This is a genomic window from Streptomyces cavernicola (assembly GCF_029968035.1).
GTDB lineage: Bacteria > Actinomycetota > Actinomycetes > Streptomycetales > Streptomycetaceae > Streptomyces > Streptomyces cavernicola.
The window spans coordinates 145,838-169,405 of the sequence record NZ_JASCIQ010000003.1 but is presented as its reverse complement, the minus strand read 5'-3'; the positions used below and the strand labels follow the sequence as shown (position 1 = coordinate 169,405).

Below are 23,568 nucleotides of genomic sequence, written 5' to 3'. Positions count from 1 at the left end.
GCGCGGCAGTCTCGGGCGAGGTGGGGCGGTGCCCGGCTCCGGGTGCCGCCCCCCACCCCCGTCCCTAGACTCGCCGCCATGGAGATCCTGGCGTTCGGCGTGCAGGCCGACGAGAAGCCGTTCCTCGAAAAGGCCTTCGCGGGCCACCACGACATCCGCTGCCTGGACGTGTTCCTGAACGAGGACACCGCACCCATCGCCGCCGGGTACGAGATCGTCTCCACCAGCGTCAACGCCAGCCTGGACAACCACGTCCTGCAGACCCTCGCCGCCGGCGGGACGCAGATGATCGCCCAGCGTTCCACCGGCTTCAACAACATCGACCTGCAGGTCGCCGAGCGCCTCGGCTTCACCGTCGCCCGCGTCTCGTACTACTCGCCGTACTCCGTGGCCGAGTTCGCCTGGACCCTCGCGATGGCCGTCAACCGCCGGATCGTACGGGCGGCCAACCGGACCCGTGACTTCGACTTCCGGCTCGACGGGCTGATGGGCCGGGACCTGCACGGCCGCACCGTCGGCGTCCTCGGCACCGGCAAGATCGGCGAGGCCTTCACCCGCATCGCCCACGGCTTCGGCATGCGCCTGCTCGGCTGGGACGCGGCCGAGAACCCGGCCTGCCTGGAGCTCGGCATGAAGTACGTCGCGAAGGACGAGCTGCTCGCCGAGGCCGACCTGGTCAGCCTGCACGTACCGCTGTTCCCCGAGACCCGGCACATCGTGGACGCCGGGGCGCTGCGGGCCATGAAGGACGAGGCGATCCTGGTGAACTCCAGCCGCGGCGCCCTGATCGACACCGAGGCCCTGGTCGGCGAGCTCCGCCAGGGCCGCTTCACCGGCGTCGGACTCGACGTCTACGAGGCCGAGGCGGGGCTCTTCTTTCTCGACAAGTCGATCCAGGGCGTCGAGGACGACACCCTGGCCCGCCTGATGACCTTCCCGAACGTCCTGGTCACCTCGCACCAGGCGTACTACACCGTGGACGCGGTCGGCCAGATCATCGAGACCACCGTGAACAACGTCCTCGACTACACCGCGGGCCGCCGCAGCGAGAACGTGCTCGTGCCCGCCGCGCCCAGGACCGACTGAGCGAGCAGCTCCGCCACGATCCGGGTGCCGCGCAGCGTCAGCACCGACTCCGGGTGGAACTGCACCGAGGCGAAGCCCGGCCCGCGCAGCGCGTGCACCTCGCCGCTCACGCGGTCGCGGCTGACCTCCACGCGGTGCGCGCCCAGCTCCTCGGCCTCCTCGTCGTCGCAGCGCGCCACGAAGCTGTTGTAGAAGCCCACCACCTCGGGCCGCCCGAACAGCTCGATCCGGGTCTGCGCCCCCTGGTACGGCACCTGCTTGCGGCCGATCTCCAACCCCAGCTCGGCGGCGAGCAGTTCATGGCCCAAACACACCCCGAGCAGGCCGTGGGTGTGCTCCCGCACCAGGTCCGCGGTGAGCGCGCGCAGCATCCGCATCTTCGGGTCGGCCGCGTCCGCCGGGTTCCCGGGGCCGGGGCCGAGGACCACCGGGCCCTCGTGCGCGAGCGCCGCCTCCCCGAGGCCCGGCTCGTCGTACCGCCGCACGCTCACCTCAAGTCCCGAGGAGCGCAGCAGATGCGCGAGCATCGCCGTGAACGTGTCCTCGGCGTCGATCACCAGGGCGTGCCCGGAAAGCTCCGCGGACCGCTCCTGCATCCGCAGCCAGAACGGCGCGAGCGAGGCCCGGCGCGAGTCGAGCGCCTCCCGCACGCGCGCGTCCTCCGCGAGCCGCGGGCGCGCGCCCTCCGTGCGCGGGCGTGCGGGCCCGACCCCGAGTGCCGCGAGGACCCCGGCCGCCTTCGCATGCGTCTCGGCGACCTCGCTCGCCGGATCCGAGTCCCGCACGAGCGTCGCCCCGACCGCGACGCGCAGCCCGCCGTCCGCGTCGATGTCGGCGGTACGGATCAGGATCGGCGAGTCCAGGGTCTGCGCCCCGCCCGCGTCCCGGCCGATCAGCGCGAGGGCCCCCGCGTAGTAGCCGCGGCCCCCCGGCTCGTACCGCTCGATGACCCGGCAGGCGTTCTGCACCGGCGAACCGGTGACCGTCGCCGCGAACATCGTCTCCTTCAGGACCTCGCGCACGTCCAGGGTCGACTTGCCGCGCAACTCGTACTCGGTGTGCGCGAGATGGGCCATCTCCTTCAGGCGCGGCCCGACCACGACCCCGCCCATGTCGCCGACGGTGCACATCATCTTGAGCTCCTCGTCGACCACCATCGACAGCTCGGCGATCTCCTTGCCGTCCGCGAGGAAGTCGAGCAGATGCTCCGGAGTGGGCCCTTCCGCCGGATACCGGTAGGTCCCGCTGATCGGGTTCATCGCGACGGTCCCGCCGGTCATCCGCACATGCACCTCGGGACTCGCCCCGACCAGCGTGCGGCTCCCGGTGTGCACGACGTACGTCCAGTACGCGCCCCGCTCCCCGGCAAGGAGCCGCCGGAACAGGGCGAGCGCGTCCGCCCGCGAGAAGCCGTCGATCCGGCCCTCGAAGTTCCGCCGGATCACGAAGTTCGCGCCCTCGCCGGCCCCGATCTCGTCCCAGATCACACGCTCGACGATCCCCGCGTACGCCTCGTCCGCCACGTCGAAGGCCCCGTCCGTCACGCTCACCTCGTGCGCGGGCAGCTCCGCGAGGGCCTGGGCGAGCGGGATCTCGTGGCGCTCCTCGGCGGTCAGGACGGTGAGCGGGGTGCCGTCGTCGCGTACGTCGAAGCCGCGCTCCCTGATCTGCCGGAACGGCACGAGCGCGAGCACCGGAAGCTCACGCTCCGGGATGTCGGCGAGCCGCTCCACCTCCTGGACCGGCCCGGTGAGCAGCTCGACGGTGTCGTGATCGTGTCCGGGCGTGCGGCGACGCAGCAGGGCGAAGGGGGTGGCGGAGTCGACGAGGTCGACGAGTCGACTGATCGGCATGGTGGTTCCTTCCTGACGAGAGGAGGGAACGGCCGGCTCCGGAAACACTGAAGGCCGCCCCTCGGGCGGCCTTCGCGATTCGATGTACGCGCAGTCAGTGGGCCGCCGGATGAGCGGTCCACCACCAGTTACGGGTCGTAATCGCGAACATGCTCCGCACCCTAACCCATCCGCGCCGCCCGTCCAGGCCTGTCCACCGAGCCGTCTCACGTAGTGGGCCGAAGGCTGGACCGCTGCCGTGACCCCGTAATGTTGTCGAGGTGACCGTGAACGCTAAGACCACCGCATCCGGTGGCAACACCTGGCGAGACCTTCCCGCGGCGCAGCAGCCTGAGTACCCCGATGCCGAGGCTCTGCGCGATGTGATCGCGGACCTCGAGTCGTATCCGCCGCTCGTCTTCGCAGGCGAGTGTGACCAGCTGCGCGCCCGCCTTGCGTCCGTCGCCAAGGGAGAGGCGTTCCTGCTCCAGGGCGGCGACTGCGCCGAGGCCTTCGACGCCGTGTCGGCCGACCACATCCGGAACAAGCTCAAGACCCTGCTCCAGATGGGCGCGGTGCTGACGTACGCGGCCTCCGTGCCCGTCGTCAAGGTCGGCCGTATCGCCGGCCAGTACTCCAAGCCCCGCTCCAAGCCCACCGAGACCCGCGACGGCGTCACCCTGCCGACGTACCGCGGCGACTCCGTGAACGGCTTCGACTTCACCGAAGCGGCCCGCATCCCGGACCCCGAGCGCCTCAAGCGGATGTACAACGCCTCCGCGTCGACGCTCAACCTGGTGCGCGCCTTCACCACCGGCGGTTACGCCGACCTGCGCCAGGTGCACGCCTGGAACCAGGACTTCGTGAAGTCGTCCCCGTCCGGCCAGCGGTACGAGAAGCTCGCGCGCGAGATCGACAACGCGCTGAACTTCATGCGGGCCTGCGGCACGGACCCGGAGGAGTTCAAGACCGTCGAGTTCTACGCCTCTCACGAGGCGCTCCTGCTCGACTACGAGGCGGCCCTCACCCGGACCGACTCGCGCACCGGCAGCCTGTACGACACCTCCGGCCACATGGTCTGGATCGGTGAGCGCACCCGTCAGCTGGACCACGCGCACATCGAGTTCGCCTCGCAGATCCGCAACCCGATCGGCATCAAGCTGGGCCCGTCGACCACCCCGGAGGAGGCGCTGCAGTACATCGAGCGCCTTGACCCGGAGCGCGAGCCGGGCCGGCTGACCTTCATCGTCCGGATGGGCGCGGACAAGATCCGCGAGAAGCTGCCCACCCTGGTCGAGAAGGTCACCGCCTCCGGCGCGCAGGTCGCCTGGATCACCGACCCGATGCACGGCAACACGTACGAGGCGGCCTCCGGCCACAAGACCCGCCGCTTCGACGACGTGCTCGACGAGGTCAAGGGCTTCTTCGAGGTGCACAAGGCGCTCGGCACGCACCCGGGCGGCATCCACGTCGAGCTCACCGGTGACGACGTCACCGAGTGCGTGGGCGGCGGCGACGAGATCTTCGTCGACGACCTGCACCAGCGGTACGAGACGGCCTGCGACCCGCGCCTGAACCGCAGCCAGTCCCTGGACCTGGCGTTCCTGGTGGCGGAGATGTACCGCGACCAGTAGTCGCAACACTGCACACAGATGTGGGGCGCGGATCACACGATCCGCGCCCCACACTGCTTTTGCGTATTCCCTCTGACGGGTAAGGTTAGGTTAGCCTCACCGATCAATGGGGAAGGCGACGACTATCGATCCCGCGAGCGAGTCACCGGGGAGGTGAACCGAGTGTACGTCTGCAACTGCTTCGGTGTCACCGAGGAACAGGTCAAGAAGCACGCGGAGGACGGTGCCTGCACCCCCCGCCAGATAGCTTCCGCCTGCAAGGCCGGCACCGACTGCGGTTCCTGCGTACGCCGGATCCAGGCGCTGCTCGGCCGGGGCTCATGCCCCCGCCGCGACCTGGTCGACCAGGGAGAGCCCGCGTTCGCGCCCACCGCGCAACTGGTGGATGCGACCTTGGACGCCGCCTGAGCGATCCCCGTGCGGGCGATCAGCTCTCCGGCTGCTCGACCAGCTGCGCGATGTACAGCGGCTCGCCGAGCTTCTCGACCAGCTCCAGCTGGGTGTCGAGATAGTCGATGTGGTGCTCCTCGTCCTCGAGGATCGACTCGAAGATGTTCGCCGAGGTGATGTCGCCCTTGGCTCGCATGACCTCGATGCCGCGCTTCAGGCGGTCGATCGCCTCGACCTCGATCTGCCGGTCGGCGTTGAACATCTCGGTGACGGTCTGGCCCACGCGGACGTGGAACAGCCGCTGGTAGTTGGGCAGCCCGTCGAGGAACAGAATCCGGTCGGTCAGCACCTCCGCGTGCTTCATCTCGTCGAACGACTCGGACCGGGTGTACTTCGCGAGCTTCGGCCAGCCGAAGTTCTCCTGCATCTTCGCGTGCAGGAAGTACTGGTTGATGGCCGTGAGCTCGGCGGTCAGCTGCTCGTTGAGGAACTCGATGACCTCGGGGTCGCCCTGCATCGCAGAGGCTCCTTCCAAGTACGTATCGGGGGCAGGTGCGCCGCATCCTTGCACCGGTGCCGTTGGCCGTCCAGTAAGTGCATGCTTAGTAGGAGTTGCCCGAATCAGTGTGCACCTGGTCACGGCCACCCTGCCAAGGCTGTCATCATGGAGGCATGGGTCATCCGGAAAGCCGCGAAATGGAGCAGTCGGAACTTCCTCCGGGGCAGCGGCTGCAGCGGGGCTGGCCCGTCACCCACTACGGCCCGGTGCCCAAGTTCCGCCCGGAACGCTGGGAGTTCAGGGTTTTCGGCGCGACCGCCGACGGTGACAAGCACTGCTGGACGCACGAGGAATTCGCGGCTCTGCCGTACGCCACGGTCGTGGCCGACCTGCACTGCGTCACCAAGTTCTCGATGCTGGGTGCCGAATGGGGAGGGGTGCCCGCGCGTGCGCTGCTCGACCTCGCGCCGCCCGCGAAGGACGTCAGTCACGTCATGGTCTGGGCCGAATACGGATTCAGTTCGAACCTTCGCCTCGACGACTTCGCGTCCGAAAAGACGATCTTCGCCACCCATCGCGACGGCGAGCTCCTCACCGCCGAACACGGCTTTCCGCTCCGCCTCGTCGTGCCGCACCTCTACGCCTGGAAGGGCCCCAAGTGGGTGCGCGGCATCGAGTACATGACGGCCGACCGCCGCGGCTTCTGGGAGGAGCGCGGCTACCACAACATCGGCGACCCCTGGCGCGAGCAGCGCTATTCGTACCAGGAGGAACCGGGCGACGGCCCGGAGCTGTAGCAGCCCCGGGCCGTCGCAGGTCCAGTGGGTCCAGCGGTCCTGTCCGTGCTCAGTGGTGGTACTGGTGCACCACCGCGTGGCCCTTGCCGCGGCCGATCAGCCACTTGTTCACCGGCGTGGTCACCAGGAAGGCGATCGCGAACGCGAAGGCGAGCGCGCCCCAGAACAGCGCGTCCGACAGATGCGCCTCCATCGCGCCGGGCACGACGAGCAGCACGCCGTTGTCGACGATCTCCATCACCGTGATCGAGAGGGTGTCCGCGGCGAGCGCCACCCCGATCGCGGCGCGCAGGCCGACGCCGGCCCGGACGACCGCCCAGAGCGTCAGCGAGTAGCCGAAGAAGAAGGCCAGGGCGATCGCGAGCGCCATCGTCGGGGCGGTGCCCCAGCCGAGCGCGGTACCGATGATCATGCCGAGGATCTCGCCGATGGCGCACCCGGTGAGGCAGTGCAGCGTCGCCTTGGCGGCCATCGCCCAGCTGGTCCCGCCGCCACCGTGATGCTGGTGGTTCGCGTGGCTTCCGTGGTGCGCGTGGTCCCCGTGCTGTGTATGGGTCTCGTGGCTTTCGTGGTGCGCGTGGCCGTGGTCGTGAGCCTCGTGCGCCCGGTGCTCGGAGTGGGTCTCGTGCTCCATGAGTAAGCCCCCAAAGTCAGGTAGCGGCTCCTGCCACTGACAGGAACCGTATACCCCCCTGGGGTATTCCTCAAGCGGTGCGCGCGGGACTACCGATCCCTCAGCTCCTTCAGCCGGGCCACGTCCGCCGCGTGCCCCTCCTTGCCGCCCGGGGTCTCGATGACCAGCGGTACGCCGGCGGTCGCCGGGTGGCTGAAGAGCGCGCGGAACGGGTCCTCGCCGATGTGTCCGGCGCCGATGTTGGCGTGCCGGTCCTTGTGCGCGCCGACCACGTCCTTGGAGTCGTTGGCGTGGATCAGCTTCAGGCGCCCCTCGCCGACCGTGTCCACCAGCAGGTCGAGCGTCCGGTGCATGCCGCTCGGCCCGGCGAGGTCGTGGCCCGCCGCGAAGATGTGGCAGGTGTCCAGGCAGACGCCGAGCTTGGGGTGCGCGTCCAGGGCCTCGAAGTACGGGCCGAAGTCCCAGGTGTGCGAGCAGAGCGAGGCGCCCTGCCCGGCGGTGGACTCCAGGAGCAGGAACGGGTCGTCGTCGTGCGTCAGCTCGTCCAGGAGCGGCAGCAGCGTCTCGCGTACCTGCTTGAGCGCGACCGAGCGGTCCCGGCCGCCGGTCGCCGAACCGGTGTGCACGACCACGCCGAGCGCGCCGATCTCCCGGCCGCGCCGCAGCGAGTGCCGCATCGACTCGACCGACTTCTCGGCGGTGGCCGCGGTGTGCGAGCCGAAGTTGATCAGGTAGGGCGCGTGGACGTACGCCGGGAGGCTCTGCTCGGCGCAGGCCGCGCGGAACTCCTCGTCCTGCTTCGGGTTGCCGACGGGCGTGGCCCAGCCGCGCGGGTTGGCGACGAAGACCTGGACGGTCTCGGCCCCCAGCTCACGGGCGTACGACAGGCCTACGGTGGCCAGGCCGCCGGCCACCGGGACATGGCCGCCGACGGGGTTGCGGGTTCTCTTGCTGACGCTGGTGCTGCTCACGCCCACCAGGGTGGCACGGGCGCGAACCCGCCCCGTCAGCGCGTCCGGATGGTGATCTCGGTGCCCCGCGGGGCCTCCTCGCCGGCGCCGGGCGACTGGTCCCAGACCGTGTCGCCGACGAACCAGCGCTGGACGTTCACCTTGAAGCCCGCGGCCTCCAGCTGCGCCTTGGCCTCGTCCTTGCTCAGGCCGCTCACGTCCGGGACCTCGACCATGTCCGGACCCTTGGAGACCGTCAGCTTCACCGAGTCGCCGTGCGCGAGCTGGGCGCCCTCGCCGGGGCGCTGCACCGCGATCGTGCCCTTGTCCTCCTCGGAGAAGATACGCTCCGGCTCGACCTCGACCTTGAGGCCCGCCTCCTGGAGCTCGGCGCGGGCGTCCTCCAGGGAGTCGCCGACGACGTTCGGGACGTCGACCGGGCTGCCCTTGCTGACGGTGAGCGCCACCGCCGTACCGGGCTTGGTCTTTGTGCCGACCGGCGGGTCCGTGCTGATCACGGCGCCCCGCTCCACCTCGTCGGAGAACTGCCGGGTGACCATGCCCGGATCGAGCGCGCGGTCCCGCAGGTCGTTCTTGGCCTTCTCAAGAGGGGTGTTCTTGAGGTCGGGCACCTCGACGATGCGCGGACCGAGCGAGAGGGTCAGCGTCACCCGCCCGTCGTTCCTGATCTGGCTGCCGGCCTTCGGGTCGGTGGCCATCACGGTGCCGCGCTTGTTCGTGGTGCTGTACTTCCGCTCCACGTCGCGCACTTCGAGACCGGCGTCCGCGAGCGCCTTGCGGGCCTGCGCCTCGGTCTTGGTGAGCAGTGCGGGCACGCGCGTGAACTGGCCCACGTTGATGTACCAGACGCCTGCGCCGACCCCGAGGGTCAGCAGGGCGACGATCAGGGCCAGCACGGCGCGGCTCGGGCGGCGCCGGTTGCCGGGGCCGCCCACGGAGGCGCGCGTCGGCTCGAGCGGTGGCGGCACCTCCAGGCGGCTGGTGCGGTTGAGGCGGTCCTCGGCGTTCCCGCCCGCGTCGGGCAGCTGCTGCTCGGCGGGGAGCGGGCGCGGGACCGAGCCGAGGGCGCGCGGGATGACGCTCGTACGGTCCTCGGCGGTGTCGTGCGTCTCCGTGAGGGCGCCCGGCGGCAGCGCGTCCAGCTGCTCGTCGGTCAGTGCCGCGCGTGCCTGGCGGGTCTGCGAGAGCAGCGCAACCGCGTCGTGCGGGCGTACGTCGGCGTTGCGGGCCGTGGCCGCGGCGGTCAGCTCGTCCAGCTCGAAGGGCAGACCGGGGACGGTGGCCGAGGGTGGCGGGACGTCCTCGTTCAGGTGGCGGTAGAGGACCTGGGCGGGGGAGTCGCCGGTGTGCGGCTTGGCGCCGGTGAGCATCTCGTAGAGCACGACGCCGCAGGCGTAGACGTCGACCCGGGGGTCCGCCGTGCCGTTCTCGATCTGCTCGGGTGCGAGGTACGAGACCGTGCCGAGCACGGCGCCCGTGGTGTTGGTGACCGTGTCCACCGCGCGGACCAGGCCGAAGTCGGCGACCTTGACCCGGCCGTCGTCCCCTATCAGGACGTTCTCCGGCTTCATGTCGCGGTGCACGAAGCCCGCGCGGTGCGCGGCGCCGAGCGCGGCCAGGGCCGGCTCCAGGATGTCGAGCGCGGCCCGCGGCTGCAGGGCGCCCCGCTCGCGCAGCACGTCCCGCAGGGTGCAGCCCGCTACGTACTCCATCGCCAGGTAGACGTACGCCCCGTCCGCGCCCTGGTCGTAGACCCCGACCACATTGGGGTGCGAGAGGCGCGCGACCGACTTGGCCTCGCGGATGAAGCGCTCCACGAACGAGGCGTCGGCGGCCAGCGTCGGGTGCATCACCTTGAGCGCGAGCACGCGGTCGAGGCGGGTGTCCACGGCCCGGTAGACCGTGGCCATCCCGCCTACCGCCACCCGCGCGTCGATGCGGTAGCGGTCGTCGAGCACCTGCCCGACGAGCGGGTCCTGAAGGGTCGTGTCCACGCGGAGAGTCTACGAGTGGGTACGGACAGCCCCGAACGCCTGTGGAAAACCCGGGCGCGACTGCAGCACAGCTGTGACTCGCGGGTTTCCACGGCGACGGGACTGCCCGTGGATGAACAGGAGCGAAGGGTCAGAAGGCCGGACGTTCCGGGTCGAGCCGGGCCATTCCCTCGGTCGGCGAGGATGCCTCCGCGAAGTGCCGGCGCGGAATGCGGCCCGCGCGGTGCGCGAGCCGGCCCGCCTCCACCGCGTGCCGCATGCCCTCCGCCATCAGAACCGGCTCCTGCGCGCGTGTGACGGCCGAGGCCAGCATCACCGCCGAGCAGCCCAGCTCCATGGCGAGCGCCGCGTCCGACGCCGTGCCCGCGCCCGCGTCCAGAATCACCGGCACGCGCGCGTGCTCCACGATCAGCTGGAAGTTGTGCGGGTTGCGGATGCCGAGCCCGGAGCCGATGGGGGAGCCGAGCGGCATGATCGCCGCGCAGCCCACGTCCTGCAGCTTCCGGGCGAGCACCGGGTCGTCGTTGGTGTACGGCAGTACCGTGAAGCCGTCGTCGACCAGCGTCTCGGCCGCCTCCAGGGTCTCGATCGGGTCGGGCAGGAGGGTCCGCTCGTCCGCGATGACCTCCAGCTTCACCAGGTCGGTGCCGAGCGCCTCGCGGGCCAGGCGGGCGGTCAGGACGGCCTCGCCGGCGGTGAAACAGCCCGCCGTGTTGGGCAGCACCTGGATGCCGAGCCGGTCGAGGACGGAGAGCACCGAGCCCTTCACGCTCGGGTCGACGCGGCGCATCGCGACGGTCGTCAGCTCCGTGCCGGACGCCACCAGGGACCGTTCGAGCACGTCCAGGCTGGGTGCGCCGCCGGTGCCCATGATGAGTCGCGACGAGTAGCTCGTACCGCCGATGACCAGGGGGTCGTCTGCCATGGTTCAGCCTCCTTGGACGGCGGTGAGGATCTCGACGCGATCCCCTTCGGCCAGTGCGGTGCGCGGCCAGTCACCGCGCGGGACGACGGTTTCGTTGAGGGCGGCGGCCACGCCCGAGGGCGCGGCGCTGACGGTCGCCACCAGGGCGTCCAGGGTGGTGCCGGAGGCGACGGAACGCTCCTCGCCGTTCACGGAGACCACGGTCGCGTCGCTCATACGGCAAGCTTCTCCCGCGCGCCGAAGCGCCGCGGCGTGAACGGGCGTACCGCTTCGGGCAGTTCGCCGGTGGTCAGGACGTGCGCCATGGCGTCACCGGTGATCGGGGTCAGCAGCACGCCGTTGCGGTAGTGGCCGGTGGCCAGGTGCAGGCCCGGCAGCTCGGTCGGGCCGAGCAGCGGGGCGTTGTCGGGGGAGCCGGGGCGCAGGCCCGCGCGGGTCTCGGTGAGCGGCAGCTCGGTGATGCCGGGCACCAGCTCGTGCGCGTCCCGCAGCAGCTCGTACACTCCGCCCGCCGTGACCGTGGTGTCCCAGCCGAGGTCCTCCGAGGTGGCGCCGACGACCAGCTCGCCGTCGACCCGCGGCACCAGGTACAGAGCGCCGCCGCGGACCACCGCGCGCACCGTCCGGCTCAGGAACGGGGCGTAGGCCTTCGGCACGGTCAGGCGGAGCACCTGGCCCTTGACGGGGCGCACCGGCGGCAGGACCTCCTCGGGCACGCCGTCCAGGCGGCCGCTGAGGCTGCCCGCGGCGAGCACCACCTGGTCCGCGCCGAGCTCCGTGCCGTCGGCGAGCACGGCGCCGCGCGCCCGCCCGCCCGTCACGGTCAGCCGCTGCGCCCACTGCCGGTGGAACGTCACGCCGGCCCGCTCGCACGCCGTGACCAGGGCGGCGGCCAGACGGCGCGGGTCGATCTGATGGTCCCCGTCGACCCGCAGGCCCCCGCGCACGCCCGGCGCGAGCATCGGCTCCAGGCGACGGCACTCGCGCCCCGAGAGCCACTCGGAGTCGAGGCCCGACTGCCGCTGCAGGGCGTGCAGTTCGCGCAGGTGAGCCCGGTCGTCGGCGTCGAGCGCGACGGCGAGGGTGCCGCACGCGCGGTAGCCGAGTTCCCGGCCGCTCGCCTCCTGCAGCTCGGCGGCGAAGTCGGGGTAGCGGGCGGCGGAGGCGAGGTTCAGGGCGAGCAGCGTCTGCTCGCCGTAGTGGAGTTCGGTGACGGCGGCGAGCATGCCCGCGGCGACCTGTGCCGCACCGCCGCCGGGCTCGGGGTCGACGACCGCGGTGCGCAGCCCCCGCTGCGCCGCCCGCCAGGCCGTGACCAGGCCGATGACGCCGCCGCCGAGGACGACCACATCGGACGTGGGTGTGCGTGGATGCATGGGCTTCCAGCCCCTCCCTTCGCCGGCATGACCCGGATCAGGTTCGTACGGTCGGAGGCGCTGAGCCTCCCTCTCAGCCCGGTGCGTCCGGGCTCCCGCGAGTGGTGTACGCCCGCCACCCTAGCTCGCGGCCCGTACCCGACTGAAGGGCGCATACGGGTCCGAGGGCCGCGCGGAGGCGGGTTCGGGGCGGGGCCGGGTGTGCAACAGGTCACGTCACGAGCCTGCTCCGACCGGTACCTGACTGATCGTCAGTTGTTTATGGTGGCCGGGTGAGCGAGCAGCAGAGGCAGAGCGATCAACAGCAGGGCGAGCGCCCCGAGGGGCAGCACCGCGTGGTGATCGTCGGTGCGGGCATGGCCGGCGTCCAGACCGCCGTGGCCCTGCGCGAACAGGGCTTCACCGGTTCGATCACGCTGATCGGCGCCGAACCCCACCAGCCGTACGACCGCCCGCCGCTCTCCAAGGCGGTCCTGCTCGGCAAGGCCGAGGGCTCCGCCTTCGATGTCGACTTCGAGGCGCTCGGCGTGGAGCTCAGGCTCGGCGAGGAGATCACGGGCCTGCGCCCCGCCGACCACGAACTGGACGCCGCGCGGGGCCCGATCGGCTACGACACCCTGGTCGTCGCCACCGGCGCCGAGCCCGTCCGCCTCCCCGGCGCCGAGGGCGTGCCCGGCGTGCACCTGCTGCGCACCCTCGACGACGCGGAACGGCTGCGCCCGGTGCTCGCCGAGCAGCACACCGTCGTGGTCGTCGGCGCGGGCTGGATCGGCGCCGAGTTCGCCACCGCCGCGCGGGACGCCGGGTGCGCGGTCACCGTCGTCGAGGCCGCGGACGGGCCGCTCGCCGGGGCCCTGCCCGCCGAGGTCGCCGCCCCCATGGCGCAGTGGTACGCCGACGCGGGCGCCGAACTCCGTACGCACGCGCGCGTGCAGCGCGTCGAGCCCGGCGCGGTCGTCCTGGACGACGGTTCCCGGCTGCCCGCGGACGCCGTCGTCGTCGGCATCGGCGCCCGGCCCGCCACCGGCTGGCTCGCCGGCTCCGGCATCGCGACCGGACCCGACGGCGCGGTGGTCGCGGACGCCTCGCTGCGCACCTCGGCCCCCGACGTCTACGCGGTCGGCGACTGCGCCTCCTTCCCCTCGGCCCGCTACGGCCGGCGGCTGCTCGTGCACCACTGGGACAACGCCCTGCAGGGCCCGCGCACGGTCGCGGCGCACATCCTCGGCGCCGAGCCCGCCCCGTACGATCCCGTGCCCTACTTCTGGTCCGAGCAGTTCGGCCGCTTCGTGCAGTACGCGGGCGACCACGGCGACGCCGACGCGACCTTGTGGCGCGGCGACCCGCAGAGCCCCGCCTGGTCGGTGTGCTGGCTGCGCGAGGGGGCCCTGGTCGGGCTGCTCGCGGTCGGCCGGCCGCGGGATCTCGCGCAGGGCCGCAAGCTGATCGAGTCCGGGGCGGCGCTCGACCCCGAACGGGTCGCGGACCCGGCCGTTCCGCTGAAGTCGGCGAAGGTCTGAGGCTGGGTCCTGAGGCGAAGGCCTGACGCAGGGGTCTGGCGGACGGGCCGGCGCGGCCTCGACGAAGGTCCGGGCCCCGGCCCGACAGGTCGGACCGGCCCGGTCGCACCTGGTCGGGCGGCTCGCGGGCCCCGTGTCGGAGGTGCCGGGTACCGACTGTCAGTGCGGGATGGCACGCTTGTCCCTGTGACCGAGATTGACGCAAAGATCGATGCTCTCGTCCCTGCCTGGCTCAACCTCCCCGAGATCGCCGAGCTCCTCGGCGTCGAGGTGACGCGCGTCCGGCAGCTCGTCAAGGAAGGCCAGCTGATCGCCGTGCGCCGCGGCGAGAACAGGGCACTGCACGTGCCCGCCGCCTTCATCGACGAGGACAAGGTCGTCAAGGGCCTCCACGGCACCCTGACGCTCCTGCGGGACGACGGCTTCAACGACGAAGAGATGCTGGAGTGGCTCTTCACCCCCGACCCGACCCTGCCGGGCACCCCGGCGCAGGCCCTGAGCGAGAATCGCGGCACGGAAGTAAAGCGCCGCGCTCAGGCGCTCGCCGTCTGATCCGAGAAACCGGGCGCCTCGCCTGAAACGAGAAGCCCGTGCGAACCGAGCATCCGAAGGCGTACGGGCCACGGCACCGCCGTGGCCCGTACGCCGCCCAAACCTGGTCCGTACGCCACCGAAGCGCGGTCCGTACGCCACCGAGACGGGGGAGTTCTTCCATGTCCCGCACACCCCGCGAGGCCCTCGCCGACGCCCGGCTGTATCTGTGCACCGACGCCCGCAAGGCACAGGGCGACCTGCCCGAGTTCCTGGACGCGGCGCTCGCCGGCGGCGTCGACATCGTGCAGCTGCGGGACAAGGGCATGGAGGCCGGCGAGGAGTTGGAGCACCTCCAGGTCTTCGCCGACGCCTGCAAGCGGCACGGCAAGCTGCTCGCCGTGAACGACCGGGCGGACGTCGCCCACGCCATCGGGGCCGGCGTCCTGCACCTCGGCCAGGGCGACCTGCCGGTGCCGGCCGCGCGCGCCATCATCGGCGACGAGCCGCTCATCGGCCGCTCCACGCACGGCGAGGCCGAGGCAGCCGCGGCCGCCGTCCAGCCCGGCGTGGACTACTTCTGCACCGGCCCCTGCTGGCCCACCCCGACCAAGCCCGGCCGATACGCCCCGGGGCTCGATCTGGTGCGGTACACGGCGGGGCTCGGCACCGACCGCCCCTGGTTCGCGATCGGCGGGATCGACGCCGGGAACCTGGACGAGGTGCTCGAGGCCGGCGCCCGCCGCGTGGTCGTCGTACGCGCGATCACCGAGGCGGACGACCCGCGCGCAGCGGCCGCCCACTTCGCGAGCAGACTGCGCGAAGCGGCGAGCTGAGCGAGGTCTTCGAGGCCTCCGTACCCCCGAGGGGTGGCGGTCGGTGATGCCGTATGGCTGGATCAGCTGCACAACTGTCCGATAGGTGGACGGCAAGCGGACATTGCGGACAAATTCCCCTGCTTTGGTTGGGGTGCCGAGAACCCCTGAGTAACCTGCCCGTATGGCCCTAGGCACTGCTTCCACCCGGATGGACCGCGCGCGCACCGTGCGCGACATGCTCGCGACCGGAAAGACCACCTACTCCTTCGAGTTCTTCGCGCCGAAGTCCCCCAAGGGCGAGCGGAACCTGTGGAACTCGCTGCGCCGGGTCGAGGCGATGGCCCCGGACTTCATCTCCGTGACCTACGGAGCGGGCGGTTCCACCCGTGCCGGCACGGTGAAGGGCGCGCAGCAGATCGTCGCCGACACGACGCTCACGCCGGTCGCCCACCTCACCGCGGTCAACCACTCCATCGCCGAGCTGCGCAACATCATCGGGCAGTACGCGGACGCCGGGATCAGGAACATCCTCGCGGTCCGCGGCGACCCGCCGGGCGACCCGATGGGCGACTGGGTCCCGCACCCGCAGGGCCTGACGTACGCGGCCGAACTCGTGCAGCTGATCAAGAACTCGGGCGACTTCTGCGTGGGCGTCGCGGCGTTCCCGGAGATGCACCCGCGCTCCGACGACTGGGACACCGACGTCCGGCACTTCATCGACAAGTGCCGTGCGGGCGCGGACTACGCCATCACGCAGATGTTCTTCGACGCGGATGCGTATCTGCGGCTGCGCGACAAGGTGGCCGCAGCGGGTTGCGAAACCCCGATCATTCCGGAGATCGTGCCGGTCACGAACGTCAAGCAGTTGACGCGCTTCGCCGAACTGAGCAACGCCGTCTTCCCGAAGGATGTGAAAGACCGCATCCTCGCGGCACAGGACGATCCGGCGGCTGTACGCTCCATTGGCATCGAGTTCGCGACGGAGTTCAGCGCTCGGCTGCTGTCCGAGGGAGTGCCCGGTCTGCACTTCATCACCATGAACAACTCCGCTGCGACGCTGGAGATCTACGAGAACCTGGGCCTGCACGACCCACAGCAGGCCTGAGACCAGGCCGTGGCCCCCCTGCCCGAACCGGGGCGGGGCGGGACGGCCGCAGGAGAGGGGCGTACATGGGCTGGACGGTCCTCTACATCGCGTTCGGAATCGTCGCGCTGTGGTTGTTGGGCGAAGTGCTGCTGCAGTACAAGGCGCGGCTGCGCTGGCGGCTGCTCGCCTTCGTCGGATTCCTCGGCGTGGTCGTCGGTGTCCTTATGCCGTCGATCTGGGTCATCGGCGCCGGCGCCGCGACGTTCGCGGTCGGCCAGACCTATGTGACGCTCTCGTTCCGCCGCGGCTTCTCCACGGGCTGGGCGATCGGCGGCAGCCCCGGCGCGAGCCGCCGCCGCAAGGTCGAGGGCCTCGACGCCCAGGACCCGACCCTGCAGGTCTCGGACCTGGAGTACGACGCGGCGTACGCCCCGGACCCGGCCGCGGCCCAGCCCTTCCAGAATCCGGCCGCGGCTCAGCCCTTCCCGGACGAGACCCAGCCTTTCCCCGCAGCCCAGGGCCCGGACTTCCCCGGCGCGGCACCGGAGTTCGGGGCCGGCGGGCCGCAGGGCTTCACCGCCCCTGAACCCCCGCAGCAGGCACCGGTGTACGCCCCGGAGCCGCTCCCCGACGAGACCGGCCAGTACGGCGTCTACCAGGACTCGTCCTTCCCGCCCCCGCCCGCCGCGGCCCCCGCAGGCCCCGGCGACTTCGGCTACGACGCGTACGGCACGGGCGGTTTCGACCAGAACGCCCCGCACGACCAGCAGAACTACGCGTACGACAACCAGCAGCAGTACGCGGCCTACTCGGACCCGTACATCGGCAGCCAGGCGGGCTACGGCGAGTACGACACGTACGCTGGCCAGCAGGCACAGCCGGGCTACGACGCCGCCTACCAGGACCCCTACGCCGCGGGCTATCCCTCGGACACCCCGCCCGGCGGCGTCTGGGTGCCGCAGCAGCGCACCGGCGACGAGCTGCAGGGCGGCGCCGATCTGCCGCCCGAGCAGCCCTACCCGTACGAGAACCAGGGCGGGTACGACGCGGGCTACAACGAGCAGCAGCCGTACCGCTACTGAGGCGCAGCGGCCGTCCGCGCCTGCACGGCGGGCGGCTTGCGGCCGTCAACTCGGCTCCGGAGGGCCGGAGTTCCGCATCGGGCTCACTGCGAGCCGCGGAACTCCGGCCCTTCGACGATGAGTCCGGCGACCAGCGCCCCGGACATTCCGGAGTGCGGCAGTCCGCCGCCGGGGTGGGCCGCGCCGCCGACGAGATGCAGGCCCGGCAGCCGCGTCGAGTTGGACGGGTACAGGAACCGTCCGTCCGCGCCCGCGAGGGCCGGGTGCGCGGCGAACGCGGGCGGGCCGTCCGGCACTTCACGCCAGACGATCCGCTCCCGCAGGCCCGGCACCGCCGACTCGGCGGCCGACACCAACTGGTCCGCGTACGCCTGCACTCCGGCCGGATCGGCGAGGACCTCCGGCGACGGGGCCACCGCGGAGAGCGCCACCGACTCGTGCTCGGCGTCGGGCACGAGCGCCGGATCGCCGGGGCGGAGCACCGTGACCGTCGGCCGCACCCCGGCGCCGGGGCCGGTGGCGAGGGCGTCCAACTCGGCCTTCCTGTCGGCCGGGTGCACCACCGTGCGGTGCACCGCGCCGGCCTCCCGGGCGCCGCGCAGCGCGAGCAGCACCGTGAACCGGGCGCCGCTGCGCTCCCTGCCCTCGGCCGGGCGCACGTCCCCCTCGGCCTGCAGCCGGTGGGCGGTGAGCTCCTGCAGCCGCAGCGGATCGATGCCCGCCACCACGTGGTCCGCCTCCGCGCGCGTGCCGTCGGCCAGCTCCACGCCCGCCGCGCGGCCGTCCTTCTCGACGACCGAGACGACCTCCGCGCCGAAGCTGAACTCCACCTTCCGGGCAAGGCACCGCTCGTACACCGCGCGCGCCAACTCCCTTGTGCCGCCCAGGACATACCAGGTGCCGAAGGCCTGCTCCATGTACGGCAGGACGGCCGCGCTCGCCGGAGTCGTACGCGGATCGAGGCCGTGCGCCAGCAGGGCGCTCTCGACCAGCGCGACCAGATGGCGCTCCGCCAGCTCGCGTCGGGTCACCTCGGCGAAGGTGGGCGGTCTGCGCCGCAGCAGCCCGCTCTTGCGCACCGCCGGATACGGGTCGCGCTCGGCCAGCACCTCCCAGTTGGGCCACAGGGGTTCTTCCAGCAGGGGGCGGCGGCAGCGGTCCCAGGTGTCGCGCGCGCGGTTGAGGAACGCGCCCCAGCGTTCGCCCGCAGGGGCGCCGAACGCGGCGTCGAGCGCCTCGACCACGCCCGCCCGCGAGACGTTCGGCAGCGCCACGGATGTGCCGTCCGCGAAGACGTGCCGCACCGCCGGGTCGACCTGGACGAGCTGGACGCACTCCTCCAGGGGCTGCTTCCCGGTCTTCACGAACAGGTCGCGGTAGACCGCAGGGAGGGGGAGCAGGCCGGGGCCCGTGTCGAACGCGAAGCCGTCGCGCGCGAAGCTGCGGACCTCGCCGCCGTACGTCTCGGTCCGCTCGAACACCGCCACCCGGTGGCCTGCAACGGCCAGCCGGGCAGCGGCCGCCATCGCGCCCATGCCGGCGCCGATCACCGCAATCCGTGCCATGCCAGGGACTTTATCGGCCGCCACTGACAACGCCTCCGGCCGCCTGCCGGCCCTGGCGGGCGAGGTCAGCCCGGTGGGGCGGCCGTGCGCTCCGCGAGGCGCTTCTCCTCGCGTCGTTGGGCCCTGCGGCGCAGGAAGCGGCGGATCCGGTGCGCGACGAACGCCAGTACCAGCAAGCCGATCAGGAGCAGCACCGCGGCGACGACCGCCGCGGCCTCCGGATAGAACATCGCGAACGTGACGATGCCGCCGACGCCCAGGTCCTCGGCCACGCTCACCACGATGTTGCTCGCGGGCTCGGGCGAGGTGTTGATCGCCATCCGTGTCCCGGCCTTCACGGCATGGCTCGCGAGCGCCGTGGAGCCGCCGATCGCCCCGGCCGCCAGATCGCCGAGCGAGCCGCTCTGCCCGGCGAGCAGGGCCCCGACCACCGCGCCCGAGACCGGCCGGATCACGGTGTGCACCGCGTCCCAGACGGAGTCGACGTACGGGATCTTGTCGGCCACCGCCTCGCAGAGGAACAGCAGTCCGGCGACGCACAGCACGTCGGCGCGCTGCAGCGCCTCGGGCACGTCGTCGGTCAGACCGGTCGCACCGAAGACGCCGAGCAGGAGCACCACCGCGTAGGCGTTGATGCCGCTGGCCCAGCCGCTCGTGAAGACAAGGGGGAGTACGGACACGGACGCGATCGTAACCAGAGCGGAGGCCGACGGGTTGGGGCCGATCACTCAGGCCTGAGTATCCGTACTCAGACGGCGAGATGAGTAGCTGTGCGGATGGGCTCCGACCTGCGCAGACGGAAGAGTAGGGGGCACGGAAGGGGCGCAGCGCCGGCACCGCCGACACGGGGCGGCGGAACGGTGCGGCACCCCGGCCGTGAACGGGGGACGACACGGGGGACGCGCCGGCTCCGTGAGGCTCGGGGGGATCGAGCCTCACGGACCGGCGCTTTCATGTGCCCGCGCATGTACGGGATTTGAACTCCTGGCTCCCGCGCGTGTACGGGATTTCAGACGAGGCTCCCGCGCGTGTACGGGATTTCAGCTTCCGGAAACCGGAGCTGCGGTCGCCCGCCTAAAACACCCGCTACGCGCGCGTGCCCCCGACCCGTCCCTGCAGAAGCCGGGAGAGCGCGGAGTGGACATCGTCGATGGTCCGCTCCGGCTGGAACGCCTGCCAGTCCAGGGCGGCGACCAGGACCATGCCGACGAGCGCCGCCGCGGTGAGCGGAATGTCGATCTCCGGGCTCAGCTCGCCGCCCTCGACCCCCTCGCGCAGCACGTCCTCGACCACCGCGACGGCCTGCTGCCTGACCACCATCAAGGTGGACTGCCAGGCCCTGTTGGTGCGCCACAGCTCTGCCACGTAGAGCTGGGTGAACGCCGGATAGGTGTCGATGAAGACGAGCCCCGCGCGGATCATCCGGTCCAGAGCGTCCACCTTGCTGCCGCCCTCGGCGGCGGTCCGCTCGGCAGCCTCCTTGAGCGAGGCGGTGAGCAGGCCCACGCCGTGTCGCAGCAGCTCCTCGAAGAGCTCGGCCTTGCTCGCGAAGTTGTAGTAGACCGTGCCCTTCGCGACTCCGGCCCGCTCCGCGATCTCGTCGACCGTGGTCGCGGAGAAGCCCTTTTCGGCGATGAGCGTGACGGCCGCTTCGTAGAGCTTGGCCCGGGTGGCTTGACGCCGTGTGCTGCTGCTTTCCATGGTTCTGATTCTCACAGGTCGTGCACTGCTTCTCACAGGTCGTGCAGCGCTTCGCGCACCGCTCACCGCGCTCACAGGCTCAGTTCCGGGTGCAGGCGGTCCAGGGTCCACACCTGCTTGCGCCGGGCGGACAGCGCAGTGAGCGCGAGCGCCCCGAGCGTGAAGGCGAGCAGCACCGCGCACGCCTGCCACACCGGGCCGAGGCCGCCGCCGCTGATGAGGATGCGCAGCGACTCCACGACGTAACTCATCGGCAGGAACGGGTGGATGGCGTTGAAGAAGGCCGGGCTGGTCTGCACCGGGTAGGTGCCGCCCGCCGACGTCAGCTGCAGCATCAGCACCGCGAGGACCAGGATCCGGCCCGCCGCCCCGAAGCGGGCGTTCAGCCACTGGATGATCGCCGCGAAGCAGCCGGTGACGAGGAACAGGAAGCCGACCGTGCCGGCCGCCCTCGCCATCTCCAGGCCGAGCCCCCAGTGCAGCACCGACATCAGCGCGGCCACCTGCAGCGCCCCGAGCGCCGCCACCGGCAGCCAGCCCGCGAGCGCGATCCGCCAGGCCGAGGCGCCGGCCGCGAGGGCCCGCCGGTTCATCGGCTGGATCAGCATGTACGCGACCATCGCGCCCACCCACAGCGACAGCGGGATGAAGTACGGGGCGAAACCGGTGCCGTAGTTGGGCGCCTTGTGCAGCGACTGCGAGGCGAGCTGGACCGGGTCGGCCATCACCTCGGTGCGCTCGTCCCGGTCCTGCTTGCCGTAGTCCGGGATCTTGGCGACACCGTCGTGCAGGCCGCCCGCGAGCTCGCCCGAGCCGTCGACCAGCTTGAACATGCCGCCGTTGAGGTCGTTCGCGCCCGTCTTTAGGCGGCCCACGCCGCTGGCCAGGTCGGCGGCGCCGGTCTTGGCGGTGCCGAGGCCGGTGTGCAGCTTGCCCGCGCCCTTGGCGACCTCCTGGGCGCCGCTGTTCAGCTTGTTGATCTTGGCGACCGCGTCGTCAAGGTCCTCGTCGAGGTGCGGGGCCCGCTCGGCCAGGTCGTCGGCCTGCTTCTGCAGCTTGGCGAGATGCCCGTCGAGGCGGGCGATGTCGCCGTCGTAGTCCTTGACGACCTGGTCGAGGTCGCCGGCGATACGGGCCGTGGTGGCCGCCGCCTCCTTGGCGTCCTTGAGGGCGGGGCAGTGCGGGCTCGGCAGGGTGGCGTTCTCGCAGAGCGAGGCGTACACCGAGTCGAGCCGCTCGGAGGCCTTGCGGGACTCCGCGGCCGCGCCCGGGGCCGCCGCCGCGAGGTCGTCCAGGTGCCGGCGCACGACCGTGGTCGAGTCGGACACGAGCCGCGCGGTGTCGCCGATGGTCTGCCCGTTGTCCTTCAGGAACGGCCGTACCTTGTCGGCGCCCGCGTTCACCTTGTCGGCGAGGAGCTGCGTGCCGTCGGCCACCTGGCCCGCGCCGCGCTCCAGTTCACCGGCGCCCTTGTCCAAGCGCTTGATTCCGCCTGAGAGTTCAGTGCTGCCGTTCTTGGCGTCCTTGAGGCCGTCCGCGAGCTGCTTCGCGCCCTTCTTGGCCTTCCCTGCGCCCTCCTTGAGCTTGTCCGCGCCCTCAGCGGCCTCCTTGGTCTTGCCGTGGATGTCTGAGAACGAGATGAAGATCTTGTCGAGGAAACTGCGCGACGCGTCGGTCGAGGCCGCGGTGCGCACCTCGGAGAACACCGTCCGCGAGATCTGCCCGACGATGTAGTTGTTGGCGTCGTTCGTGCGCACCCGCAGCGCGCTCGTCTCCGGCGCGTCACCCGAACTGGACGCGATCCGCTCGCTGAAGTCCTTCGGCATGGTCAGGGACAGGTAGTACGTGCCGTCCTCGACGCCCTTGCGCGCCTCGTCGGCGCTCACCTCGTGCCACTGGAAGGTGTCGCTGTCCCGCAGGCCCTCGGTGATCGAGTCGCCCGCGGAGATCTTCTTGCCGTCGGCCGTCGCGCCCTTGTCGTCGTTGACGAGCGCCACGGGGATCTTGTCGAGCCTGCTGTACGGGTCCCAGAACGACCACAGGTACAGCGCCCCGTACAGCAGCGGAAGCAGCAGCAGCGCGACGAGCGCCGCGCGGGGCAGCTTGCCCCTGCCGAACCGCCTCAGCTCAAGCGCGGCCAGTCTCGGCGAACGCATCAGCCGCCCCCTTCGTCTCTTTGGTCTCTTCCGTCTCTTCCGTCTCGCCGCAGTGCTCGGCACCTGCGGTCTCGGCGGTCTCTTCCTCGTCGGGGCCGTCCGCCGCGGGCACGGTGGACACCACGACCGCCCCTTCGGGCGCCTCGCTGCACACCGCGACGACGGTGGTGCCGGATTCGGCAACCGACCGCAGCAGGTCCCACGCCTCGGCCCGCTCGGCGTCCGACAGCTTCAGGTCGACGTCGTCGACGCCGAGCAGCCGCGGCTCACCGATCAGCGCGAGCGCCACGGAAAGCCGCAGCGCCTCGAGCCGCTCCAGGTCCCGTACGGAGGTGCGGGGGCCCTTGGACAGCGCGTCCAGATCGAGCCCGGCGGCGGCCAGCGCGTCCTCGACACGTCGCTCCGTGGACTGCCTGCGCTCGGACCGCGGCCGCATGAGCGAGCGCAGCGAGCCGCCGAACCGCCGCTGGAGCAGGGCGCGTTCATGGATCTGCTCGCGCACGGTCAGCGCCGGGTCGAGGTCGGTCACCCCCGGCACCGGGCCGAGCGCGCTGACTCTCCGTACGGCCGACATCTGCTTGGGCAGTCGCATCCGGCCGACCGCCGCGTGCCCCGCCGTGGGCCGCATCCGCCCGGTGAGGGCGAGCAGCAGGCAGGTGCGGCCGGAGCCGGACGGGCCCTCGACGGCGATCAGGGCGCCGGGCTCCGCGTCGATACGGACACCGCGGAACGCCCAGCCGCGCGGGCCCTCGAGGCCGAAGTCCTCGGCTGTGACGGCTATGCCGCGGGGCGCCCCGTGTGGGCTCTCCACAGACCTTCCCCCTCGCAACTCTTTTGAACTGACTGGTCAGTGCAGAAACAGTAGCAGTCGCACTCCCAGGGCGGCCAACTCCCGTACCCGAACCCCTGATCGAGCCAAAACCCCAGGTCAGGGCCGATTGTCAGTGGCGTACTTCACGATGGGGTCATA

The 23,568-nt window shown here is 71.5% G+C and carries 23 protein-coding genes and 1 riboswitch; of the genes, 9 read left to right on the top strand and 14 right to left on the bottom strand.

Annotation, left to right across the window (positions count from 1 at the left end):
* Nucleotides 1–78 precede the first annotated feature (78 nt).
* The gene (locus QIS96_RS04325) at nt 79–1,086 is read left to right on the top strand and encodes a 2-hydroxyacid dehydrogenase (RefSeq protein WP_282540996.1); all 1,008 of its coding nucleotides are present in this window, start codon (nt 79–81) and stop codon (nt 1,084–1,086) included.
* Here QIS96_RS04325 and QIS96_RS04320 read toward each other — a convergent pair.
* Together QIS96_RS04320 and QIS96_RS37800 are read right to left on the bottom strand one after the other, a co-directional pair.
* Nucleotides 1,026–2,939 (bottom strand): anthranilate synthase family protein, encoded by a 1,914-nt coding sequence (locus QIS96_RS04320; RefSeq protein WP_282540995.1) that lies wholly within the window; start codon nt 2,937–2,939, stop codon nt 1,026–1,028. The genes QIS96_RS04325 and QIS96_RS04320 overlap by 61 nt on opposite strands.
* Before the next feature lie 94 nt (nt 2,940–3,033).
* Nucleotides 3,034–3,090, bottom strand: coding sequence for a trp operon leader peptide (locus tag QIS96_RS37800; protein ID WP_408907125.1), 57 nt, complete (start codon nt 3,088–3,090; stop codon nt 3,034–3,036).
* Nucleotides 3,091–3,199: 109 nt separating this feature from the next.
* Here QIS96_RS37800 and QIS96_RS04315 point away from each other — a divergent pair, with 109 nt between their 5' ends.
* Together QIS96_RS04315 and QIS96_RS04310 are read left to right on the top strand one after the other, a co-directional pair.
* On the top strand, nt 3,200–4,552 hold the full coding sequence (locus QIS96_RS04315; protein ID WP_282540994.1) for a class II 3-deoxy-7-phosphoheptulonate synthase: 1,353 nt from the start codon (nt 3,200–3,202) through the stop codon (nt 4,550–4,552).
* Between the two features lie 153 nt (nt 4,553–4,705).
* Nucleotides 4,706–4,960: a (2Fe-2S)-binding protein gene (locus tag QIS96_RS04310; RefSeq protein ID WP_282540993.1), complete on the top strand. Its 255-nt coding sequence runs from the start codon at nt 4,706–4,708 to the stop codon at nt 4,958–4,960.
* 19 nt (nt 4,961–4,979) lie between these two features.
* On the opposite strand, the gene bfr is transcribed toward QIS96_RS04310, so the two are convergent.
* Entirely contained in the window at nt 4,980–5,459 is a 480-nt protein-coding gene (gene bfr / locus QIS96_RS04305; RefSeq protein WP_282540992.1) for a bacterioferritin, read from the bottom strand.
* A 155-nt stretch (nt 5,460–5,614) separates the two neighbouring features.
* On the opposite strand from bfr, the gene QIS96_RS04300 reads away from it, so the two are divergent.
* Complete coding sequence (locus QIS96_RS04300; protein ID WP_282540991.1) at nt 5,615–6,238, top strand: sulfite oxidase-like oxidoreductase; 624 nt, start codon at nt 5,615–5,617, stop codon at nt 6,236–6,238.
* Between the two features lie 49 nt (nt 6,239–6,287).
* Here the strand turns inward: QIS96_RS04300 and QIS96_RS04295 are convergent, their stop codons facing one another.
* The 6 genes from QIS96_RS04295 to thiO all read right to left on the bottom strand — a co-directional run bounded on the left by QIS96_RS04295 (nt 6,288) and on the right by thiO (nt 12,138).
* Nucleotides 6,288–6,872, bottom strand: coding sequence for a DUF4396 domain-containing protein (locus QIS96_RS04295; protein WP_282540990.1), 585 nt, complete (start codon nt 6,870–6,872; stop codon nt 6,288–6,290).
* An 89-nt stretch (nt 6,873–6,961) separates the two neighbouring features.
* Entirely contained in the window at nt 6,962–7,843 is an 882-nt protein-coding gene (locus tag QIS96_RS04290) for a deoxyribonuclease IV (RefSeq protein WP_349017363.1), read from the bottom strand.
* Between the two features lie 35 nt (nt 7,844–7,878).
* Entirely contained in the window at nt 7,879–9,837 is a 1,959-nt protein-coding gene (gene pknB, locus QIS96_RS04285; RefSeq protein ID WP_282540989.1) for a Stk1 family PASTA domain-containing Ser/Thr kinase, read from the bottom strand.
* A 130-nt stretch (nt 9,838–9,967) separates the two neighbouring features.
* Nucleotides 9,968–10,762, bottom strand: a complete 795-nt coding sequence (locus QIS96_RS04280; RefSeq protein ID WP_282540988.1) for a thiazole synthase — start codon at nt 10,760–10,762, stop codon at nt 9,968–9,970.
* A 3-nt stretch (nt 10,763–10,765) separates the two neighbouring features.
* Nucleotides 10,766–10,978 (bottom strand): sulfur carrier protein ThiS, encoded by a 213-nt coding sequence (thiS, locus tag QIS96_RS04275; protein ID WP_282540987.1) that lies wholly within the window; start codon nt 10,976–10,978, stop codon nt 10,766–10,768.
* The gene (thiO, locus tag QIS96_RS04270) at nt 10,975–12,138 is read right to left on the bottom strand and encodes a glycine oxidase ThiO (protein ID WP_282540986.1); all 1,164 of its coding nucleotides are present in this window, start codon (nt 12,136–12,138) and stop codon (nt 10,975–10,977) included. The genes thiS and thiO overlap by 4 nt, the downstream gene beginning before the upstream one ends.
* A riboswitch (TPP riboswitch) is annotated at nt 12,136–12,247 on the bottom strand. Its footprint overlaps the gene before it by 3 nt.
* 226 nt (nt 12,248–12,473) lie before the next feature.
* On the opposite strand from thiO, the gene QIS96_RS04265 reads away from it, so the two are divergent.
* The 5 genes from QIS96_RS04265 (at nt 12,474) to QIS96_RS04245 (ending at nt 17,176) form a co-directional block, all read left to right on the top strand.
* Nucleotides 12,474–13,658: an NAD(P)/FAD-dependent oxidoreductase gene (locus QIS96_RS04265; protein ID WP_408907124.1), complete on the top strand. Its 1,185-nt coding sequence runs from the start codon at nt 12,474–12,476 to the stop codon at nt 13,656–13,658.
* 186 nt (nt 13,659–13,844) lie between these two features.
* Nucleotides 13,845–14,210 (top strand): Rv2175c family DNA-binding protein, encoded by a 366-nt coding sequence (locus tag QIS96_RS04260; protein WP_282540985.1) that lies wholly within the window; start codon nt 13,845–13,847, stop codon nt 14,208–14,210.
* Nucleotides 14,211–14,371: 161 nt separating this feature from the next.
* Nucleotides 14,372–15,025 carry a thiamine phosphate synthase gene (gene thiE / locus QIS96_RS04255; RefSeq protein ID WP_282540984.1) on the top strand — a complete coding sequence of 218 codons (654 nt, stop codon included), beginning with the start codon at nt 14,372–14,374 and terminating at the stop codon, nt 15,023–15,025.
* A gap of 163 nt (nt 15,026–15,188) precedes the next feature.
* Nucleotides 15,189–16,112: a methylenetetrahydrofolate reductase [NAD(P)H] gene (gene metF, locus QIS96_RS04250; protein WP_282540983.1), complete on the top strand. Its 924-nt coding sequence runs from the start codon at nt 15,189–15,191 to the stop codon at nt 16,110–16,112.
* A 65-nt stretch (nt 16,113–16,177) separates the two neighbouring features.
* Nucleotides 16,178–17,176, top strand: coding sequence for a hypothetical protein (locus QIS96_RS04245; RefSeq protein WP_282540982.1), 999 nt, complete (start codon nt 16,178–16,180; stop codon nt 17,174–17,176).
* 83 nt (nt 17,177–17,259) lie between these two features.
* Here QIS96_RS04245 and QIS96_RS04240 read toward each other — a convergent pair whose 3' ends face one another.
* From QIS96_RS04240 to QIS96_RS04220, 5 genes are all read right to left on the bottom strand, one after another.
* Nucleotides 17,260–18,741, bottom strand: coding sequence for a phytoene desaturase family protein (locus QIS96_RS04240; RefSeq protein WP_282540981.1), 1,482 nt, complete (start codon nt 18,739–18,741; stop codon nt 17,260–17,262).
* A gap of 65 nt (nt 18,742–18,806) precedes the next feature.
* On the bottom strand, nt 18,807–19,421 hold the full coding sequence (locus tag QIS96_RS04235; RefSeq protein WP_282540980.1) for a DUF4126 domain-containing protein: 615 nt from the start codon (nt 19,419–19,421) through the stop codon (nt 18,807–18,809).
* 406 nt (nt 19,422–19,827) lie between these two features.
* Nucleotides 19,828–20,442 carry a TetR/AcrR family transcriptional regulator gene (locus QIS96_RS04230; protein WP_282540979.1) on the bottom strand — a complete coding sequence of 205 codons (615 nt, stop codon included), beginning with the start codon at nt 20,440–20,442 and terminating at the stop codon, nt 19,828–19,830.
* Nucleotides 20,443–20,513: 71 nt separating this feature from the next.
* Nucleotides 20,514–22,598, bottom strand: coding sequence for a YhgE/Pip domain-containing protein (locus QIS96_RS04225; protein WP_282540978.1), 2,085 nt, complete (start codon nt 22,596–22,598; stop codon nt 20,514–20,516).
* Entirely contained in the window at nt 22,570–23,409 is an 840-nt protein-coding gene (locus tag QIS96_RS04220; RefSeq protein ID WP_282540977.1) for an ATP-binding cassette domain-containing protein, read from the bottom strand. Before QIS96_RS04220 ends, QIS96_RS04225 begins: the two co-directional genes overlap by 29 nt.
* Nucleotides 23,410–23,568 lie beyond the last annotated feature (159 nt).

Bases quoted from the DNA above. Each gene is read 5' to 3' on its own strand.
- QIS96_RS04300 (WP_282540991.1), top strand. From the start codon at position 5,615: ATGGGTCATCCGGAAAGCCGCGAAATGGAGCAGTCGGAACTTCCTCCG.
- metF (WP_282540983.1), top strand. From the start codon at position 15,189: ATGGCCCTAGGCACTGCTTCCACCCGGATGGACCGCGCGCGCACCGTG.
- QIS96_RS04245 (WP_282540982.1), top strand. From the start codon at position 16,178: ATGGGCTGGACGGTCCTCTACATCGCGTTCGGAATCGTCGCGCTGTGG.
- QIS96_RS04325 (WP_282540996.1), top strand. From the start codon at position 79: ATGGAGATCCTGGCGTTCGGCGTGCAGGCCGACGAGAAGCCGTTCCTC.
- QIS96_RS04280 (WP_282540988.1), bottom strand. From the start codon at position 10,762: ATGGCAGACGACCCCCTGGTCATCGGCGGTACGAGCTACTCGTCGCGA.
- QIS96_RS04230 (WP_282540979.1), bottom strand. From the start codon at position 20,442: ATGGAAAGCAGCAGCACACGGCGTCAAGCCACCCGGGCCAAGCTCTAC.
- QIS96_RS04240 (WP_282540981.1), bottom strand. From the start codon at position 18,741: ATGGCACGGATTGCGGTGATCGGCGCCGGCATGGGCGCGATGGCGGCC.
- thiS (WP_282540987.1), bottom strand. From the start codon at position 10,978: ATGAGCGACGCGACCGTGGTCTCCGTGAACGGCGAGGAGCGTTCCGTC.
- QIS96_RS04295 (WP_282540990.1), bottom strand. From the start codon at position 6,872: ATGGAGCACGAGACCCACTCCGAGCACCGGGCGCACGAGGCTCACGAC.
- QIS96_RS04225 (WP_282540978.1), bottom strand. From the start codon at position 22,598: ATGCGTTCGCCGAGACTGGCCGCGCTTGAGCTGAGGCGGTTCGGCAGG.
- thiE (WP_282540984.1), top strand. From the start codon at position 14,372: ATGTCCCGCACACCCCGCGAGGCCCTCGCCGACGCCCGGCTGTATCTG.
- thiO (WP_282540986.1), bottom strand. From the start codon at position 12,138: ATGCATCCACGCACACCCACGTCCGATGTGGTCGTCCTCGGCGGCGGC.
- bfr (WP_282540992.1), bottom strand. From the start codon at position 5,459: ATGCAGGGCGACCCCGAGGTCATCGAGTTCCTCAACGAGCAGCTGACC.
- QIS96_RS04320 (WP_282540995.1), bottom strand. From the start codon at position 2,939: ATGCCGATCAGTCGACTCGTCGACCTCGTCGACTCCGCCACCCCCTTC.